This window comes from Streptomyces ferrugineus (genome assembly GCF_015160855.1).
In the GTDB taxonomy this organism is placed as follows: Bacteria; Actinomycetota; Actinomycetes; order Streptomycetales; family Streptomycetaceae; genus Streptomyces; species Streptomyces ferrugineus.
The window spans coordinates 2,021,214-2,039,547 of the sequence record NZ_CP063373.1; the positions used below are offsets into that span (position 1 = coordinate 2,021,214).

Below are 18,334 nucleotides of genomic sequence, written 5' to 3' on the forward strand. Positions count from 1 at the left end.
GTGTCAGGGGGCGTGTCGCGGTCACAGGGAGCGGGCGGCGTCGAGTAGAGGCTCCAGGGAGTCGACGATCAGGTCGCAGCCGGCCTTGCGCAGACGCCGCTCGGTGGTGGGGGAGTCGGCGTAGCCGATGACGGGGATGCCCCGGTGCCGGGCGGCGGTGACCTCGGCGGCTGTGGAGGAGATCAGCAGGAACTCGGCGGTGCGGCCGAAGTGGGTCAGGGCGAGGCGCAGGCGTTCCGGATCGGGCATCAGCCGCCTGAGGCGGCCGAAGACCGCCGACATCGGGAGTTCCCGGGAGACCAGGTGGTGGTGGACGGCCCGCGCGCAGAAGTCCGTGACGACGGCCAGGCGGCGACCGGAGTCGTGCAGCGTGCGTACGAGGTCGGAGGAGTGCGGGGTCGCGCGGGCTTTGGCCACGGCCCGCAGTTCCAGCAGGTCGAGGCGGTCGCGCAGGAGCGGGGCCAGGTCGCTGTTGTCGGCGAAGGCGCGCAGCACCTCCAGGGGGTGTACGAGTTCCTCCTGGAGCGGGATGGGGCCGCGGCTGTCACCCGTGAGGGGACGGCCCGTCAGCGCGTCCTGAGGGTCGCGGTGGTCGACAACCAGGGAGAGCAGCTCGAGGGCGGCGCTGCGGGCGGCCTTCGCGGTGAACGGACTGGTCAAGGGGCCCTCGAAGCCGAGCAGGACAATCTCGGCGGTGCGCAGGAGGTCGGTGGTGGTGGCCGGTGAGGTCGGGGCGAACGGCTGCCGGGGCGCGGGGGCGGGCTGGGCCGGTTGTGTCTCACCCGCCAACTGGACCGAGCACGTGACCGACAACCCCGGCACCGGCCAACTGTGCAGCCTTTCGCGCACCGCCTGCTGGGCCGCACCCGCCCGGCGCAGCGGATAGCGGCGGGTGATGCGGCTCGCCTCCGTTGCGACATGCCTGAGAAGGACGTCGGCCACGTCCGTGACCTCCCCGCGCACGAAGGCGACCGGATCCTCGACGTGCCAGGCCAGCTCGGCCGTGGCGACGAAGGTGGCGCCGGCGGAGCCGGGGAGGGAGAGCACGGTGCCGGTCCGGTGCACCGTGAGGTCGACCTCGTAGTACGTCGTCGGCCGCAGCGGACGCCGCCAGAGCGGGTGGGTCGCAGGCAGCACGGTCATCGGGCCGTCGTCCGGCACGAGTACGAAGGCCGTGCGGCCCGGGTCAGGGGTGAGCCGGCCGACGTTGGGGGTGACGAAAGGCCCCCGCACCAGGTCCCGGTCGCGCTCGTCCGCAGCCCGGCCGGGCAGGTGCAGGGCGCAGTACCAGGCGAGGGGCGCGCTCGATTCTCCGCCGGTGCGCAACGGTTCGAAGCGGGCCAGGTCGAGGGTGGCGGTGCTGTCCGCGAACCGTTCGTACAGGGTGGGGGAGACGACGACCAGCACGTCCGCGTCGGGGGTGTCGAGGAGGGCACGCACAGCCGGCCGGGTGTGCTCGGCGAACGGCGCGTGCCAGAACGTCACCCGCAGCCGTGGCCGGTCCTCGATCTCCACGAGGGCCTCCGGCAGATCGCGCAGCAGCGAGACCAGCACGGGCAGGACATGGGCGTCCGGTTCGGTCCGTACGACGTAGCCGTGGTCGCGGGCCAGCACCTCGTACTGGTGCGAGGCCAGATCCCCGCGGGCCAGCAGCTGGGTCACCACGCGGCCCAGGGCTTCCCGCTCGTCGGAGCCTGCTGCCTCGAAGGCGATCGTCGGCCGCTCCCGCTCGGGTGCCGAGCGCAGTTCGAGGTACAGCTCATGGAGGGCGGGGTCGACCGGGTCGCCGTGCCGCCGTTGCCGCAGCTCCGCGTAGGACTCGTACGACTCCATCGCTTCGGCGATCCGTCCCGTCCCCTTCAGCGCCAGGATGTGCAGCCGGCGGAGGTCCTCGCGGTCCGGATGTTCCCGGACGAGGGCGGTGAGATCGGTCGCGGCCTGCTCGAAGTCGCCCAGCTCCAGGTCGAGTTCGGCCCGCGTCACGCAGAGGGTGAGACGCAGGGCGCGCAGCCGGGCGCGGGTCGCCTTCGCGGCGGGGCCCGGAACGCCGTCCAGGGGGTCGCCGTAGTACAGGCTCAAGGCGTCTTGGAGCATGGAGCGCTCGGCATCCGTGGCCATGTCGAAGGTGCGTTCGTGGACCAACTCCTCGCAGTGGTGGATGTCGACGTAGTCGCCGGGTAGATGCAACGCATACCCGTCGGAGAGCTCGGCGAGAGTGCCGGGGCCGAGGCACTGTCGTAGCTCCGTCGCCAGTTCGTGCAGTCGGCGCATGGTCTGGAGGTCCGACGGAGGCTGCTCCCACAGGCTCTCGGCCAGCTCGGTGTGGGTGACGCGGCGGCCCTGTCTGAGCAGGAGCACGCAGAGCAGGGCCTGGGCCTCCGGGGACGGCAGGGTGAGGGCGCGGCCGCCGCGCCCGATGCTGGGCGGGCCGAGCAGGGTGATGTGCAGCCGGTCGGCCTCCGTCCCGCCCAGCGACCAGTCGAGGGCGGCCGAGCGCGGCAGCCGCCGTACGGCCTCGACCGGGTCGTCGCCGCGCGCCAGTTCCGCCAGGATCCGCTGGAACCGCAGGCTGGCCGGGCTGTGTGAGGCCAGTTCCCGCAGCAGCGACCTGAACATGAGGAAGTCCGACCTCTCGTCGTGCCCCTCCGACTGCTCCCCCAGCGCGAACCTGCTGAGCACCACCGAGCCGTTCGGCCGCAGCAGCAGACCGTCCCAGCCCTCCTGCCCGCGCACCAGACCGCGCGCGTGCAGCGCCTCCAGCGCGGGCACGACATCCGCCACCAGCTGGGCGTACACCCGGAAGGAGACCCCTGGCCCGCTGCCGAGCTGGAGTTCGGCCAGGGTGACGCCGTCCACGAACTCGGCGACCAGAAACGGCCGTTCGCCCTCCACCCCGTAGTCCAGCACCGGCACGACGTTCGGATGCCGCAGCCCGGCCAGCGCGAGCGCCTCCCGCGCGAACCGCTCCTGCGGCGCGTCCTGGCGCGGATACCGGTGGACCACCACGGGCCGGTCGGTCCGCACGTCGACGGCCGCCCACATCCGCTGACTGGGCCCCCGCAGCCCCAGCAACCGATACCGCCCCCCGACCAGCCCCTCCTCCGCCTCGCCGCCCAACCGCCGCACCGTCTCCGCGCGGACCGTCGCGAACGCCCGCCCCGCGTCGCGGCGCGCCTCCGCCCGGAACTCGCCCGCCGCGAGCCCCGCCCGTTCGTCGATCAGCCCGCCCACCCGGGCCAGGAACTCCCGTGTCCGCGTCCGCGCCGTGCGCGGCAGCGACCGCAGCAGCAACTCCCGTACACCCGGCCGGAACTCGTAGGACCCCGGCGGTCCGGGAATCGCCGTCAGCAGGCCGCTGAGGATGATCTCGGCCAGGTGCTGGGGGCGCGGGCTGCAGTCCAGGGCGCGTTGGACCAGGCGCATCACCGGCAGCGAGGGTGTGGCCAGGGCGAGGTGGCCGGCGATGCGGAAGGCCTCCGGGGACGCGGTCGCCCGGAAGCGCAGCACCAGGTCCTCCGCCGCCAACTCGGCGATGTCGGGGGCCGGTTCGGCGGGCGGAACCGGGGTGCGCGGCAGCCGGGCCAGGGCGCCCGGCGCGTGTCCGCCGCCCGGCGCCGCGACCAGAGCGGCCCAGTTGGCGAGCCAGGCCGGGGCCGGCTCCAGGACGGGGAGCGGGACCGCGCCGGGGTGCGGCTCCGGTGCCGTGTCCTCGTACGGCACGAAGGTGAGCGCGGCCGACGGTGCCGCCGCCGTCGGTGCCGTGAGCAGGCCCGGGGCGGCGGGCAGGGCCGTGGTGTGCCAGAGGTGTTCGGGCAGCGGCTGGACGACGGCCACGGGCATACGGGACGCCCAGCGGCGCAGGGTGCGGTACCAGCGGTCGCCCGCCGGGCCGGGGTGCCACTGCGGGCCCATGCAGTCGCTGACGACGAGGGTGACCGTACGGCCGTCGGCGAGCGCGGGGACCTGGTGGGCGCGGCCGTCGGGGGTGGCGCGGTGCACGGTGACCGTGCGGAAGACGCCCGACTGGGCGAGCACGGTGTGCAGTTCACGCACCAGGGGGCGCCACACGGGCATCGTCGGGCCCGCGTCGTACACCAGGTTCAGCCGCAACCAGCGGTCCGGCGCCGGGCGCAGCACCGGGAGCCAGACGTCGGGACCGCCGCCGAGCCGGGCGATCCGGTCGGCGGTGGCGCGCTCGTCGAGGAGCCGGGCGCGGGTCGAGGGGACCTTGCGCTTGAGGGGGCGCAGGGCGCGCTGGAGGGCGAGCGGGTGGGGCAGCATCGGGGGCGCGGGGGCGAGCAGCGGGGGCGTGCCGGGCGAGCCGGGTGCGTCGGGTGTGTCGGGGAGGTGGAGGGGGATGCGGCCGTCGGGGGGTGGGGTGGGGGACCGCTGGGGTGCCGGGGCCGGGGGAGTGGGGCGCGGGGGTGCGGCGGCGGGGCTCGGGTGGCGGGACTGGCGTGCGGGTGCCGCCGCTCGACCGGGGCCTTGGCTCTCCTCTCCTCCCGTGTCGCCCAACTGCTCGGCAAACCACAGGAGTTCGGCGAGCTCCCGGGGTGTGGGCCCGGCTTCCGCGGCCGCACCACCCCCACCCGTCACGGCGGCGAGCACCGAGGCCAGCCGGGCGACGGCGGAATCCCCGCCCCCGGCGGTGCCCTCCGGCCGCCCGCGCCCCTCAGAATCCATCGCCGTCGGCCGCCGCGCTCAGATACGGCATCAGCTGCTCGGCCAGCTTCTCGCGGGAGTCGGCTTCGAGGCCGGCGACGCCGCTGAGGTAGATGGCGTTGAGGAGCTGGTCCGTGGCCAGTTCGCCGGTGCCGGCGCGGGACAGGAACTCGGTGATCAGGGCCTGTGCCCGGGCGTCGGGCTCGCCCAGGTGGGCGCGGACGATGTCGGTGAGCTGGGTGCGGTCGGGGCGGCGCAGGCGCAGCCGCACACAGCGGCGCAGAAAGGCGGGCGGGAACTCACGTTCGCCGTTGCTGGTCAGGACGACGAAGGGGAAGGCACGGCAGCGGACCCGGCCCCGTGAGATCGTCACCGGGGCGTCCGTGCCGTCGGCCGGCACCCGGGCCGTGCCGTCGGGGGAGTGACGGGCCGCGCGGACCAGTTCGGGAATCTCGTACTGGCCCTCCTCCAGGATGTTCAGCAGGTCGTTGGGCAGGTCCAGATCGCTCTTGTCGATCTCGTCGACCAGGAGGGCGCGCGGGTGCTCGTACGGCAGGAGGGCCGTGCCCAGCGGGCCCAGACGCAGATGGTCCTCGACGCCGTCATGGAGGGAGCCGTGGCCGTCGTCCCCGCGTGCCGCGTACAGGCGGGACAGCGGGTCGTACTGGTAGAGGCCGTCGGCGAGGGTGCTGCGGCTGGTGATGTTCCAGCGCAGCACCGGACCCAGGCGCAGCTCGCGGGCCACGGCGTAGGCGAGGGACGACTTGCCCGTGCCGGGCGGGCCGGTGACCAGCAGCGGGCGGCGCAGACACAGCGCGGCGTTGACCAGCTGGACGCTCTCCGGGGTCGGCACATAGGTCCTCGCCCGGTGCACGCGGTCCGGGGAGAGCGCCGCCGCGTCGTCGCCGTCGCCGGGCGACGACAGCGCGGGGCCGCCGTCGAACGCGCGCCAGGGCGGCGGGGCGGGCAGCCCGGCGATGCCGTCGTGCGGCTCGCCGGTGCCGGAGTAGACGGACCAGTGCGGCATGGTGCTCCCAACGGGGCGACGGGTCAGGCGACGGGTGACCGGGTGTGTACGGCCGTGGCGTGCGGGTCGGTGAAGCGGCGGGGGTCGTCCCACAGGAGCTGGATGTCGCGCGCCCAGTGGTCGTCCTCCGCTTCGGCGAGCTGGCGCAGACCGAGGACCTGGCGCGGCAGCCGGGCGGGCGGCACGCCGGAGGCGACACCGTCGAGGGCGTCCAGGAAGGCCGTACCGGGGCAGTCGGCGGTGCCCGGGCAGTCGGCCCGGTCCGGGCCGCAGCCCCTGCGGGACCACACCAGCACCGGGGCCGGTGCGGTCAGCGAGGTCTCGAAGTGCGGGCGGGTGCGGGCCGAGCGGGGCGTCGCGGCGAACCCCGCCAGGCCGGCCTCGGACTGCACCAGCGCCAGCCGGAGCTTTCTGGGGTCCTGGGTGCCGCCGCAGGCGACGCGATGGACGCGGACCCCGGTGCGGGAGTCCAGGCGCTGCCAGGCCCTGGTGAGGACGTGCTGGGTGCTGGTCCTGCGGCGGGCGTGGTCGGTGACCACGACCGGGTGGACGCAGCCGAGGGGAGTGTCGTCGTCGGGGCCCTTCTCCCAGCGGTCGACCGGCCAGTCCAGCCAGTCCCGGGGCAGCACGAAGGCGATCAACTCGTCGGCGCCGGGCGTCAGACGGCAGAAGGCGTCCTCGATGCGGTCCTGGACATAGGTCTTCAGCCGAGCCCTGGGAACCGTCTCCGCCGCGACCGGACGCCGGCGCTCCCCGCTGTACGCCGACACCTCGACCCGCACCAGGTCGTCACCGGCGCCGCTGTGCCCCAACTCGACGAGGATGGCGCCGGTCCCGGCTGTGGGCGGGGCGGTGAGCAGGGCGTCGAGCTCGTCCGCGAACCGGGTCACGGTGGCCGGGTCGTCCACGTCGCACAGCACGAACCACGCCGCGGACCACAACGATCCGAAGCCCTCGACCGGCGGCTCCGGGTCGAACGGCCCCGCCGCGGCGGTGTAGAGCTGGACGGGATCGCAGTCGAGCCCGGCCCGTGCGGCCTTCTCGACCAGCGCGCGCAGCCGGGCGCCGTCGGACGAGAGCTGTGGTGCCGGGGCCGGGGCGGCGGCGGTGAAGCGGCGGGCCGCCGAGTCAGGGACGGCGGTGAAGCGGCCGGCCGCCGGGTCCGGGACCGGCAGGCCGCGCCGGTGCGCGCGGTCCAGGGCCGGCGCCCCGCCGACGTACCCGCCTCCCGCACGAGCCGTCCCCCGCCGCCACCCACCGTCCGGCACCAGGGCGCTGAGGCCGGGCCAGTAGCGTGCCAGTACATGCGTGGGCATCATGCGGCCGGCCCGCACACCGCGGGCGCCGGCCGCCGCCGTGACCATGCCGATGACCTGGCCGGTGTCGACCAGGGCGACCGCGGCGCCGCTGAAGCCGACCGCCAGCGGCTGGCCGTGCCCGCTCCAGGCCTCCAGCTGGATCCACTCCCCGCCGATCAGCAGCTCGGTCACGGTACGGAACTCGGCGATCGTGCCGTCGGCGTCGTACCCGGCCGGGAAGCCGTAGGCCATGAGCTTGCGGTCGGCGTGCGCGACGTCGGCCGGGGCGAGCGGCGCGGGGGCGATCGCCGGCTCGCGGTCCAGTTCCAGTACGGCGAGGTCGCCCAGCTCGCACATACGGCCGTCCCAGCCGCCGTGCGCCACGACCCGCGCGGCCACGGGAGCCTCCCCGGGGCGCTGCGGGAAGGTCACCGTCACCGGGTCCGATTCGGCGTTCTCGACGACATGCGCGCAGGTCAACACCTTGCCGCGGGCCACGAGGAAGCCCGCGCCGGACACCCTGCCGCCGCACTCGATCCGGGCGTGCCACTCGGCACCCCTCAGGCCTGTCATGACGCCCCCGTCACCGTCGTCCTTCGCGCATGTCCATGGTGCAGGACGGCCGTTGGCGTTGTCCCGGTTTCCCCTCCGTCCCTTTCCGTACCGTCAGACGACCCCCCGCACCACCCCCAGCTCCACCAGGTCCTGCGGCCTGATGCGGAGCTGATCCGCCGTGGCCTCCACCTCCCGCGGCCCCCGCTTCAGGATCGCCGCCGCCAGCTCGGGCGCGATCACCGAGAAGTAGCTGTCCGGCGTGGCCCAGGTGCTGCCGGGTGCCGCGAGCGCCAGGGCGCCGCCCGAGCCGCCCTCGCCGATCAGCAGGGTCGTGATCGGCGTGTGCGCGGACGCCACCGCCCCGAACAGGTCCGCGATGGCCGCGCCCACGCCCTGCCGCTCCGCCTCCGCGTCATTGGCGGCACCCGGGGTGTCCACCAGCGTCAGCACCGGGATGCCGAGCCGGTCCGCGAGGCGGATCAGGCGGGCGGCGGTGCGGTAGCCGGCCGGCCGGGTGGCGGTGCCGGTCTGCGCGGCGAAGGCGACCGTACGGCCGTCGTGCTCGCCGAATCCGCACAGCATGCCGTCCGGGTCGGTGCCGCCGCAGCGGTCGCCGCTGATCGTGACGCGGTCGGTGAAGTAGGCGTCCAGGTAGCGCTCGGCGCGCGGCCGCCGGGGCGACCGGGCGCGCCGGACCGCGTCCCAGCCGGTGGCGGGCACGTCGGTGCCGCCGAGGGGGCGCGGCAGCGGAGCGGCTTCGGCCGTGGGCGCCGTCAGCAGCCGTAGCCACCGTCCCAGCTCCCGGCGCAACTCCCCCGGCCGCACCACCGCGTCCACCGCCCCCGCCGCCACCTGCGCCTCCGCCCGGTACGCCGCCGGGTCCGCGTCCGGCGGGCGGACCCGGGAGCCCGCGAAGCCGACCTGGGCGCCGGGGAGGGCGAGGACGACGTCGGCGCCCGCGCCGAGGGTGGCCCAGCCGCCGCCCGTCGTCGGGTCCCGGAGCACGGCGATCTGGGGCAGGCCCGCCTCGCGGGTGAGCGCGGACTGCCGTGCCACGCGCTGCAGCTGGGTGAGGGCGAGCATGCCCTCCTGCATACGGCTGCCGCCCGTTGCCACCAGCGGGACGACGGGCAGACGGCGGGCGCGGGCGTGGGCGTAAGCCGCCTGAAGACGGTCCCCGGTGCGCTGCCCCAGCGAGCCGCCCAGGAAGCCGAACTCGAAGGCGATCAGGACCGCGCGCGTGCCCTCGACGGTGCCGGTGCCGCAGACCACCGACTCCTCCTCGCCGGTGCGTTCGGCGGCGCGGGCGCGGGAGGCGTCGTAGCCCTGCCAGGCGAGCGGCCCGTCGGGCCCGGACCGCCCGTCCGACTCCCTTTCCGGGTGGGGGAGTTCGGTGAAGGTGGAGCCGTCGGTCAGCAGGGCGACGACCTGCCGTGCCGCGAGCCGTTCCGTCATGAGGCCAGCGCCCGCTTCATGATCTTGCCCATGTCGTTGCGGGGGAGCGCGTCCAGGTAGCGCACCCTGCGCGGGCGCTTGTGCGGGGCCAGCCGGGCGGCGACATGGTCGGCCAACTCCGCGGCCGAGGGCGGGGATTGGGGGTCGGCCGGGACCACCCACGCCACGATCCGCTCACCCAGGTCGGCGTCCGGCTCCCCGGTGACCGCCGCCTCGCGCACTCCGGGATGTTCGAGGAGCGCGTTCTCGATCTCGCCCGCCCCGATCTTGTAACCCCCGCTCTTGATCAGGTCGGTGGCCTTGCGGCCGACGATACGGACGTACCCGTCGCCCTCCCGCACGGCCATGTCGCCCGTGCGGAACCAGCCGTCATCCGTGAACGCCGCCGCCGTGGCGTCGGGGCGGTTGAGGTACTCGGTGAACAGGTTCGGGCCGCGCACCTGGATCTCGCCCACCGTCTCGCCGTCGTACGACGTGATCGGCGCCCCGTCCTCCTCCACCAGCCGCAGCTCCACGCCCGGCAGCGGCACCCCGACCGTCCCCGCCCGCGCCTCGCCGTCCGCGCGGACGCTGGTGTTCATCAGCGTCTCCGTCATGCCGTAGCGCTCGATGACCCGCTGACCGGTCGCGGCCGTGATCCGCTCGTGGTCGTGCACCGGGAGCGCCGCCGAGCCCGAGACCAGGAGGCGGGCCTTGCCGAGGGCCTGCGCCAGTCCCGGGTCCTCGGGCAGGGCCTGGGCGACGCGGTGGTACATCGTCGGCACGCCGAACATCATGGTCGCGCCCTCGTTCAGCTCGCGCGCGACGCCGTCCGTGCCGAACCTGCCGAGATGGCGCACCGCGCCGCCGCGGCGCAGCGGGCCGAGGATGCCGAGGACCAGTCCGTGTACATGGAACAGGGGCAGGCCGTGAACGAGGACGTCCTCGCCGGTCCACCGCCAGGCGTCGGCGAGCGCGTCCAGGGTGTGGGCGACGGCCCGGCGCGAGATCACGGCGCCCTTGGGCGGGCCGGTGGTGCCGGAGGTGTAGACGACCAGCGCGGGGTCCTCGTCCGAGGCCTGCGGGTCGGGGAGCGGGCCGGCGCCGTGCACGTCGACGTCGATGCGGGTCAGGGTGCCCAGGGCGGCGGGCAGTTCGTCGCCCGGGGCGGCCAGCACCGCCGACGGCGCGCTGTCGGACAGGATGTGCCCGAGCTCCTTCTCCCCGGACTTCGGGTTGAGCGGCACGGCGGCGACACCGGCCTGAAGCGCCGCCACCACCGCCACGGCGGTCTCCAGCGCCGGGGTCGCCCAGACGGCCACCCTGCCGGCCCCGCCGATCCGCGCCGCGAGGGCACCGGCGGCGGCGCCGAGCTCGCCGTACGTCAGGGAGCGGTCGCCGAACCGCAGGGCGGGCCGGTCGGCCGGAGCACCCGTGAGGGCCGGGAAGAGAGAGGACACGCGTCGTACTCCTTAACGGTTCTTGACTGTTCGTCGGACACTGGCGGTCGTGGTCCGTCGGCCTGCCTACCCCCAGCCCGGCACGACCATCACCAGCCACACCACCGCGGGCACCGCCGCCACCACGATCCCTCCGTACACCATGAGCTGCCGGAAGAAACGCTCACGGTCCACGTCCGGTGCCGCGGCCAGCACCAGCGCGCCGTTCGTCGAGAAGGGGCTCACGTCCACCACGGTCGCCGACACCGCGAGCGCCGCCACCATGCCGACCGCCCCGATCTCGCCCTGTGCCAGGAACGGCACGGCGAGCGGGATCAGCGCGCCCATGATGCCGACGGACGAGGCGAACGCCGAGACGATCGCGCCGATGTAGCAGAGCAGTACGGCGGCCAGCAGCGGTACGCCGATGTCGCTGACGCCCTCGCCGGCCCAGGTGATGGTGCCCATCTCGTCCAGTACGCCGACGTACGTCAGCACACCGCAGATCAGCAGCACGGTCGGCCAGGCGATCTCGCCGACCGCCTTGCGGCTGTCGTCCGGCCAGGCGGTGCTCAGGACGACGGCCAGGGTGATCGCGGTCAGACCGGCGTCCAGATCGAAGCCGAGGACGGCGACGACGAGGGCGACGAGAGAGATGAGGGTCGCGATTCGGGGTGGGGTGAGGTGGGTGGTGGTGGGTGTGGTCGCGGTGGGGGCGGGGCGGGTGACGGTGGTGCCGGGCTCGCGGGGGTTGGCGCCGGGGCCGGATCCGCCACCAGCTCCGGATCCGCCACCAGCACCGGATCCACCACCAGCTCCGGATCCGGATCCGGAGGTGGCTCCGCCCCCCGTCGTCTCCACCGCCCCCTGCGCCCACAGCTTCAGCCCGCCGAACAGGACGAACACAACGCCCGCGATGACGAGGTTGACGACGAGGGACGCCAGGAACAGGGTGACCTCGTCGCCCGGCAGCTTCTCGCGCTCGACGATGCCGTTGACGATCGAGCCGTAGATGCTGATCGGCGAGAAGCCGCCGCCCTGCGCGCCGTGCACGACCATGGCGCCCATCAGCAGCGGGCTGATGTGGTACCGCGCGGCGAAGCTCAGCGCGATCGGCGCGACGATCGCCACGGCGGCAGGGCTCACGGCCCCGATCGCGGTGAGCGCGCCGGTGATGGCGAACATCACCCACGGGATGAGCGCCACCCGCCCCCGGACGAGCCGGATGGAGGCGTGCACCAGCCAGTCGGTGGTGCCGTTGGCCCGGGCGATGGCGAAGAGGTACGTGACGCCGACGAGGACGACGAACAGATCGCCGGGGAAGCCGGCGAAGATGCCGTCCGCGTCGAGGTCGGCGACGAGGGTGCCGACTCCGAAGGCGGCGGCGAAGGCGAGCGCGCCCATGTTGATGGAGCGGGTGGTCGCGATGACGAACACCACGACGAGGACGAGGATCGAGATGAGTTCGGGGGACATACGGGCTCCCGTCTCTGGGTCCCGGGGCGGTTGTGTGTGCGGGTGGGCAGTGGCCGAGTGGCTGAGCCAATTCGGTCTGCTGGCTGGATAGCGTGGGCGTACGACGGGGGCACGTCAAGGGTGCGCGCAGAATTGGCTCAGCCACCCGACCACTCAACCAGTCGCCGACCCCGGTGTTACGCTCCCGACGAGAGGGGGACCCCGTGACCGACGCCCTGCGCCCCATGACCAAACAGCGCCTCTACGAGCAGGTGCTCGACCGCCTGCGCAGCTACGTCGCCGAGGGCGGCCTCGGCGCCGGGGACCGGCTCCCGACCGAGCGCGACCTGGCCCAGCGGCTCGGCGTCAGCAGGGCCTCGGTGAAGCAGGCGATCGTGGTCCTGGAGGTACAGGGCCTGGTGGAGGTACGGCACGGCGGCGGCACGTACCTCGTCCGGGACAGCCTCGACGTGGAGCCGGTGGAGCGCATGGTCGAGCGTCGCCGACGGCTGCCCGATGTGCTGGAGGCGCGCGAGGCCCTGGAGACCAAACTCGCCGAACTGGCCGCCGAGCGCCGCACGGAGGAGGACCTCGCGGCCATGCGTGGGGCCCTCGCGCACATGGCGAAGGAGATCGAGGACAACGGCCACGGAGTGGAGGGCGACCGCCTCTTCCACGCCGCCGTCACCGCCGCCGCCCACAGCAGCATCCTCGCCGAGTTCATGCGCTCCATCGCCGGCCAGATCGCCGAGAGCCGCACCGAATCCCTGCGCCAGCCCCACCGCCCCGCCCGCTCCCTCGCCCAGCACCGGGCCATCCTCGACGCGATCGCCGACCAGCGCCCGGGCCAGGCGGCGGCGGCGATGCGGCGCCATGTCCGTACGGTGGCGAAGGTGCGGTTGCTGGACTGGGAGCCGGACGGGGAGCGCTAGGTGTACCCGGTCATGACTTTGGTGACAGTCGGCTGATTGGTGGCTGGCCGCCGAGCGCGGTGTGTCGGCGGCCAGTGTTGTAGAACTGCAGCCAGGGTGCGAGTGCGTCGGCGCGTTCGGTGTTGCTGGCAAAGACCTGGTGGTAGGCCCATTCGGCCTGCAGGGTGCGGTTGAAGCGTTCGACCTTGCCGTTGGTCCATGGGCAGTGGGGCCGGGTGAACTTCTGCTGTGCGCCCAGGGTTTGGCAGGCGTCGCGGAAGGAGCCGGAGGTGCGGTAGTTGCGGGCGTTGTCGGTCATCACGCGCTCGATGCGGGCGATGCCGTGGCCGGCGAAGAACGCGGCCGCGCGGGTGAGGAACGCGGCGCAGGTGACGCCTTTCTCGTCGGCCAGGATTTCGGCGTAGGCCAGGCGGGAGTGGTCGTCCACGGCGGCGTGCACGTAGTCGTAGCCGATGCCGCGGCCGCGGACGTCCTCGCTGCGGCCGTGGGCGCGCCAGCCGCCGCCGTCGGGGATTTTGCCGAGCTTCTTCACGTCCACGTGGACCAGGCCGCCTGGCTGGTTGTACTCGTAGCGTGCGGCGCTTTTGCGCACCGCCCGGATGACCTGCCCGGTGAGCGGGTCGCAGGCTGCCAGGGGCGGCATGTGGTGGCGGCGCAGGATCCGGGTCACGGTCCGGGCCGGAACCCCGGTGGCCTCGCTGATCTGCTCGGGTCCCCGGCGCAGGCGTCGGCGGGCCTGAAGAACACGCTCCTCGACCTCGGCCGGCGTGCGTGTGGGGCAGGTGCGGGGGCGGCTGGAGCGATCGTGCAGCCCCGGCCAGCCCTCGACCCGATAGCGATTGACCCAGCGGTGAGCACACTGCCGGGAGACTCCCAGTTCCTTGGCGACGTGCGCGACCGGGCGCCGGTCGAAGACAACGCGACGCACCAGCAGGCATCTGCCGTGAAAGGTCAGCCGGGCATTAGCGTGGGCCACCAGGACCTCCGAGGTGAGTGAAGACGGCAATCTCCACTACGCCCGGAGGTCCCTCCATGATCAACAACCGGTAGCGGGCGTGTCACCAACCTCCCGGCCGAGTACAGCTAGGGCGGGCCGGTGCGTCCCTTGCCGTTGGTCGATGTGGACGGCCCCCTGAATCCGTACGCGGCGAAGCCGCACCGACGCGGCCCGAGGGCTACCGGACCCACCGCCTCCCGAGGCCCCGCTGGGAGGCCACCGAGCGACGCCGGCTGGCCGAGTGGGGGCTGCCCGAACTGCCTTTCATCGCCTGGCCGCTTGACCTCAAGTCGGGTTGAGTTTTTACGGTCGGTCTCGTCGAAGCAGCTCAGCGATGATGGAGGGGCCGACTGCCATGGAGTACTCGCACAGCGACACCGACCTGATCAAGCAGCCCATCGGCTACTGGAGTTGGGCCGCCTACAAGGCCGTGATCACCCGCACCCGGGGCGCGCTCGCCGAGATAGGGACGACCCAGCCGCAGTGGTGGGTCCTCGCGCAGGTCGCACGTGCCGACACCGTCAGGACCCGCGACGAGGTGTCCCGCCTCCTGCGGAACTACCTCGACACCGGCCCGGAAGCCATGGAGTCGGAGATCGACGCGGTCATCGCCCAGGGCTGGATCACCGAGGACGCCGAGGGGCGCCTGGGCATCACGGCCGAGGGCAGGGCGTTCTACGACAAGGCCGCGGCCCTTCAGGACGAGCTGTGGGCGGAGCGGCACGCGGGCATCTCCGACGAGGAGTATCTGACCACCCTCAAGGTGTTGCAGCGGTTCATCCACAACACGGGTGGACGGGCCTGGCACCACTAGGGGCAACCAGGTGCCGCAACCGAAGACGATCAAGAACCGGATCCGAAGACGTCGGCCGTCGTCTCCACCACGTCCGCCACCACACAACTCACGTTGTCCGGCCCGCCCGCCTCGTTCGCCGCGTCGATCAGGGCGTGGACGGCGGTGTCCGGGGTCGGGGCGGTGGTGAGGAGGTGGCGGATCTGGGCGTCGGGGACGATTCCGCAGAGGCCGTCCGAGCACAGGAGGTAGCGGTCGCCGGGCTCGGCGTCGTGGAGGCGGAGGTCCACCGTCGCCGGGGTGGTGGCGGGGGAGAGGGACTTCAACAGCAGGGCGCGCTGTGGGTGGGTCGTCGCCTCCTCCGGTGTCAGGCGGCCCTCGTCGATCAGGGACTGGACCACCGTGTGGTCGTCCGTGATGCGGAACAGGGCGCCGTCGCGCAGCAGATACGCGCGCGAGTCCCCGACGTGGACCAGGGCCAGCCGGGAGCCCGTCCAGAGGAGGGCGGTCAGGGTCGTGCCCGCCTCCGCCGTGCCGTCCGCCGCGTCCCGGACCGCCTCCGTCGCGCCCTGCACCGCCTCCTCCAGGAGGTTCAGCACATTGCCCGCGCCGAGCTCCTCCGTCTCCAGGAAGCGCAGCGCCGCCACGGCCGCGCTGCTCGCGGGCGCGCCCGCCGGTCCGTAGCCGTCGGCGACGGCGAGCAGCCGGGTGCCCGCGTAGGCGGTGTCCTGGTTGGCGGGGCGGACCCGGCCCCGGTCCGAGTGGGCGCAGTAGCGGAGTTCCAACATGGTGGTGTCCTTCCTCGATGTCGCCGACATGTGCCGGATGAGGAACTCGGCGAGGTCGCGTCGCGCGGCCGTGTCCGACTCCACCCGCGCCCAGTAGGCGCGGATCTCGCACGCGGCCTCGGCCGGGCGCAGTGCGCACACCTGACGGATCCGCGCCAGCGGCATCCCCAGCCGCCGCAGCCACGCCACCAGCCGGGCCTTCTCCAACTGCTCGACGGCGTAGTACCGGTACCCGGTGTCCGGGTCCACCCGGCCGGGCTTCAGCAGGTCCAGCTCGTCGTACAGCCGCAGCGCCTTCGGCGACAGCCGACAGGCCTTGGCGAAGGCCCCGATCGTCAGCATGCGTCCGCCCGCCATGTGCACCCCCGTACCTCTCCGGTTCCTCGCACCGATGCTGTGGCTTCACCAAAGGTGAAGGTCAAGCGGCCTGTCCCGGTTCCGGAAGGGCTTGTTAACCTGCGCATCGCACAACCGTCCGAACCGGAGGAGCCCGGCGTGCCCCGTATCGCCCTCGTCACCTGCCGCCCCGGCCCCGAGGTCAGCGTCGACCGCGACCTGCCCGTGCTGGTGCGCGCGCTGCGGGAGGCGGGGGCCGAGGCCGACGCCGTGTACTGGGACGACGACGGTGTCGACTGGGGCGGCCACGACCTCGCCGTGATCCGTTCCACCTGGGACTACAGCTGGCGTGCGGCCGAGTTCCTGGCGTGGGCGGAGCGGTGCGGCAAGGCCACCCGGCTGGCGAACCCGGCCCAGGTCGTGCGGTGGAACGCCGACAAGCGCTACCTCGGCGACCTCGCCGAGGCCGGGGTGCCGGTCGTGCCCACCCGCTACTTCGCGCCCGGCGACGTCCCCGACCTGCCGCGGGACCACGAGTACGTCGTCAAGCCCACCTCCGGCGCCGGCGCGCGGTTCGCCGCCCGCTACACGCCCGACGAGCACGACACGGCCGTACGGCAGCTCGCGCGGATGCACGCCGAGGGGTTCACCGCGATGCTGCAGCCCTACGTCAAGAGCGTCGACGTCAGCGGGGAACGGGCCCTGCAGTTCTACGGCGGCCGCCTCCTGCACGCCAGCCGCAAGGGCGCCGTCCTCACCCCCGGCACGCCCTACGACGAGCGCAAGGTCGCCCACCCCGGCCTGGAGCCCTGGACCCCGACCCCGGCCGAACTCGCCGTCGCCGAACGCGCCCTGGCCGCCGTACCGGAGGCGGCCGAGCTGCTGTACGCGCGCGTGGACCTCGTCGACGGGGAGGACGGGCAGCCGCGGGTGATCGAACTGGAGCTGGTCGAGCCGAACCTGTTCCTGTCGCTCCACACGGAGTCGGTGCCGCGGGTGGTGGAGGCGATCCTGGGCGCCGCCCCGTCCGCGTAACGGGGTGGCGCTTGGCGCTTGCCCCTCAGCTTCAGCTCACCGCGTGCTCCCGCCGCTGCAGGCGGCGCCCGGCTCGGGCGTCTGGGGACCCTGGACGTACGCGCGAGCCGCGTCAGCCATGTCCACCACCGCCCCTTCAGCCCCTGAGTTCCACGGGTGACGGGGACGGTGAGGAAACCGGGGCCTGGTACAGCGGGCAGGTGGCCATCCCGGCCGTCGCCACCGCGGGCTGGACGGCCAGCGCGAACGGCAGCGCGAGGACGGCCCCCGCCGCCAGCGCACCGGCCCAGGCCACGCCCCGCCGCAGCGGCCGGTGCGGGCCGAGCAACCGCCGTACCCGGGCGGCCGCGTGTCCGCCCGACGCGGCCGGCGCCGCCGCGGGCGCACCCGCCGGCCCGGCGCCGGCCAGCTCGACCAGCGCGCCGGCCAGCGTCAGCGGATCGCAGCGCGCGGTCGCCGCGTCGTCGGCGGCCAGCTCCACCAGGTGCCGCGTCTGCTCCGCCGCCGTACGGAACGGCGCCAGGCGCGGGAAGGCCCGCTCCAGGGCCTCCGCCCAGGCGAGCACCAGGTGGTGCCGCTGGCGGATGTGCGCCCGCTCGTGCGCGATCACCGCCCGCAGCTCGTGCGGGGCGAGCGCGGCCAGCGCCGCCGAGGTGAGCACGATCCGGTGGCCGTGCCCCGGCAGGCAGTACGCCGCCGGGCGCTCGTCCTCCAGCACCGTCACCCCCAGATCCGGGCGCGCACGGCCGACCAGCGCCAGGGCCCGCGCGTGCCGGGTCCGTTCCCGCCGCGCCCGCCACAGCGCCCCGGCCAGGCAGCAGCCGGTCCGGCCCACCAGGAGCAGGGCCACCGCCGTACCCGCCGCGGCGACCGCGGCGCCGCCCGGAGCGGCGTACTGGGCGCGCAGCGCGAGCACGCACGCGTGCAGCATGTCGGCGAGGTCGCCGCTGACCGGCAGCCTGGGCACCGCCAGGGCCAGCCCGCCGAGCGCCACCGAGACGACGACCGTGACGGTCAGCGCCTGCCAGGCCCAGAGGGCCAGCCGGGGCGCCCGGCGGGTCCAGTCGGCCCGGGCCAGCCGGGCCGGGACGAGCGCCCCCAGCACCGCGGCGTACCCGAGGAGCAGCAGCGCGGTTCTCATGCGCCGCTCCCCGACGCCCCGTCTCCGGCCCGGCGGGCGGCGAGCGCGGCGCGCAGCTCGGCGACCTCGGCCTCGTCCATGTCGTCGAAGAGCCGTACCAGGGTCGCGGTGCGGTCGGCGCCGGTGGCCCACACCTGGTCGATCAGCGAGGCGGCGTACTCCTCACGGGACTTGGTGGCCCGGTAGCGGAAGGCACGGCCGTCCTTGGCCCGGTCGAGCCAGCCCTTGCGGCGCAGGATGTCCATCACCGTCTGCACGGTGTTGTACGCCAGCGGCTGCGGACGCTCACGGTTCAGGTGCTCCAGTACCTCGCGCACGGTCAGCGGCGTGCCCTCGGCCCACACCACGTCCATGATCGCCTGCTCCAGCTCCCCGAAGCTCCGCATCCCGGCCGCCTCCCTCCGCCAAAACCCAAGCCACATAGTACGTAGTGCGGTGCCGG

At 74.1% G+C, this 18,334-nt stretch carries 13 protein-coding genes and 1 pseudogene; 3 read left to right on the plus strand and 11 right to left on the minus strand.

The genetic code is table 11. The annotated features are described in order from the left end of the window. Positions 1–21 precede the first annotated feature (21 nt). The 6 genes from IM697_RS09215 to IM697_RS09240 form a co-directional block, all read right to left on the minus strand. The gene (locus IM697_RS09215; protein WP_194046405.1) at positions 22–4,683 is read right to left on the minus strand and encodes an SAV_2336 N-terminal domain-related protein; all 4,662 of its coding nucleotides are present in this window, start codon (positions 4,681–4,683) and stop codon (positions 22–24) included. Continuing rightward, entirely contained in the window at positions 4,673–5,689 is a 1,017-nt protein-coding gene (locus tag IM697_RS09220; RefSeq protein ID WP_194046411.1) for an AAA family ATPase, read from the minus strand. The genes IM697_RS09215 and IM697_RS09220 overlap by 11 nt, the downstream gene beginning before the upstream one ends. Positions 5,690–5,712: 23 nt before the next feature. Beyond that, the gene (locus IM697_RS09225; protein WP_194046413.1) at positions 5,713–7,560 is read right to left on the minus strand and encodes a VMAP-C domain-containing protein; all 1,848 of its coding nucleotides are present in this window, start codon (positions 7,558–7,560) and stop codon (positions 5,713–5,715) included. A gap of 93 nt (positions 7,561–7,653) precedes the next feature. Continuing rightward, on the minus strand, positions 7,654–8,997 hold the full coding sequence (locus tag IM697_RS09230; protein ID WP_194046415.1) for a carboxyl transferase domain-containing protein: 1,344 nt from the start codon (positions 8,995–8,997) through the stop codon (positions 7,654–7,656). Continuing rightward, entirely contained in the window at positions 8,994–10,436 is a 1,443-nt protein-coding gene (locus IM697_RS09235; protein WP_194046417.1) for an acyl-CoA synthetase, read from the minus strand. The genes IM697_RS09230 and IM697_RS09235 overlap by 4 nt, the downstream gene beginning before the upstream one ends. Positions 10,437–10,502: 66 nt before the next feature. Continuing rightward, positions 10,503–11,891, minus strand: coding sequence for an SLC13 family permease (locus tag IM697_RS09240; RefSeq protein ID WP_194046419.1), 1,389 nt, complete (start codon positions 11,889–11,891; stop codon positions 10,503–10,505). A gap of 203 nt (positions 11,892–12,094) precedes the next feature. Between IM697_RS09240 and IM697_RS09245 the strand changes: the two genes are divergently transcribed. Further along, on the plus strand, positions 12,095–12,802 hold the full coding sequence (locus IM697_RS09245) for a FadR/GntR family transcriptional regulator (RefSeq protein WP_194046421.1): 708 nt from the start codon (positions 12,095–12,097) through the stop codon (positions 12,800–12,802). 10 nt (positions 12,803–12,812) lie between these two features. Here IM697_RS09245 and IM697_RS09250 read toward each other — a convergent pair whose 3' ends face one another. Then, positions 12,813–13,778, minus strand: coding sequence for an IS481 family transposase (locus tag IM697_RS09250; protein ID WP_194049558.1), 966 nt, complete (start codon positions 13,776–13,778; stop codon positions 12,813–12,815). A gap of 376 nt (positions 13,779–14,154) precedes the next feature. Here IM697_RS09250 and IM697_RS09255 point away from each other — a divergent pair, with 376 nt between their 5' ends. Beyond that, positions 14,155–14,613, plus strand: coding sequence for a MarR family winged helix-turn-helix transcriptional regulator (locus tag IM697_RS09255; protein WP_194046423.1), 459 nt, complete (start codon positions 14,155–14,157; stop codon positions 14,611–14,613). A gap of 29 nt (positions 14,614–14,642) precedes the next feature. On the opposite strand, the gene IM697_RS09260 is transcribed toward IM697_RS09255, so the two are convergent. Next, positions 14,643–15,737 carry a MerR family transcriptional regulator gene (locus IM697_RS09260; RefSeq protein WP_194046425.1) on the minus strand — a complete coding sequence of 365 codons (1,095 nt, stop codon included), beginning with the start codon at positions 15,735–15,737 and terminating at the stop codon, positions 14,643–14,645. Between the two features lie 138 nt (positions 15,738–15,875). Here IM697_RS09260 and IM697_RS09265 point away from each other — a divergent pair, with 138 nt between their 5' ends. After that, the gene (locus IM697_RS09265; protein ID WP_194046427.1) at positions 15,876–16,751 is read left to right on the plus strand and encodes an ATP-grasp domain-containing protein; all 876 of its coding nucleotides are present in this window, start codon (positions 15,876–15,878) and stop codon (positions 16,749–16,751) included. 36 nt (positions 16,752–16,787) lie between these two features. Here the strand turns inward: IM697_RS09265 and IM697_RS46085 are convergent. The 3 genes and pseudogenes from IM697_RS46085 to IM697_RS09275 all read right to left on the minus strand — a co-directional run. Further along, positions 16,788–16,877, minus strand: a pseudogene (locus IM697_RS46085) (DUF3105 domain-containing protein); the annotation flags it as partial. A gap of 10 nt (positions 16,878–16,887) precedes the next feature. Beyond that, positions 16,888–17,892 carry a M56 family metallopeptidase gene (locus IM697_RS09270; protein ID WP_194046429.1) on the minus strand — a complete coding sequence of 335 codons (1,005 nt, stop codon included), beginning with the start codon at positions 17,890–17,892 and terminating at the stop codon, positions 16,888–16,890. Next, a complete protein-coding gene (locus IM697_RS09275) occupies positions 17,889–18,278 on the minus strand; it encodes a BlaI/MecI/CopY family transcriptional regulator (protein ID WP_194046431.1) in 390 nt (129 codons plus the stop codon). The genes IM697_RS09270 and IM697_RS09275 overlap by 4 nt, the downstream gene beginning before the upstream one ends. Between the last annotated feature and the right edge of the window lie 56 nt (positions 18,279–18,334).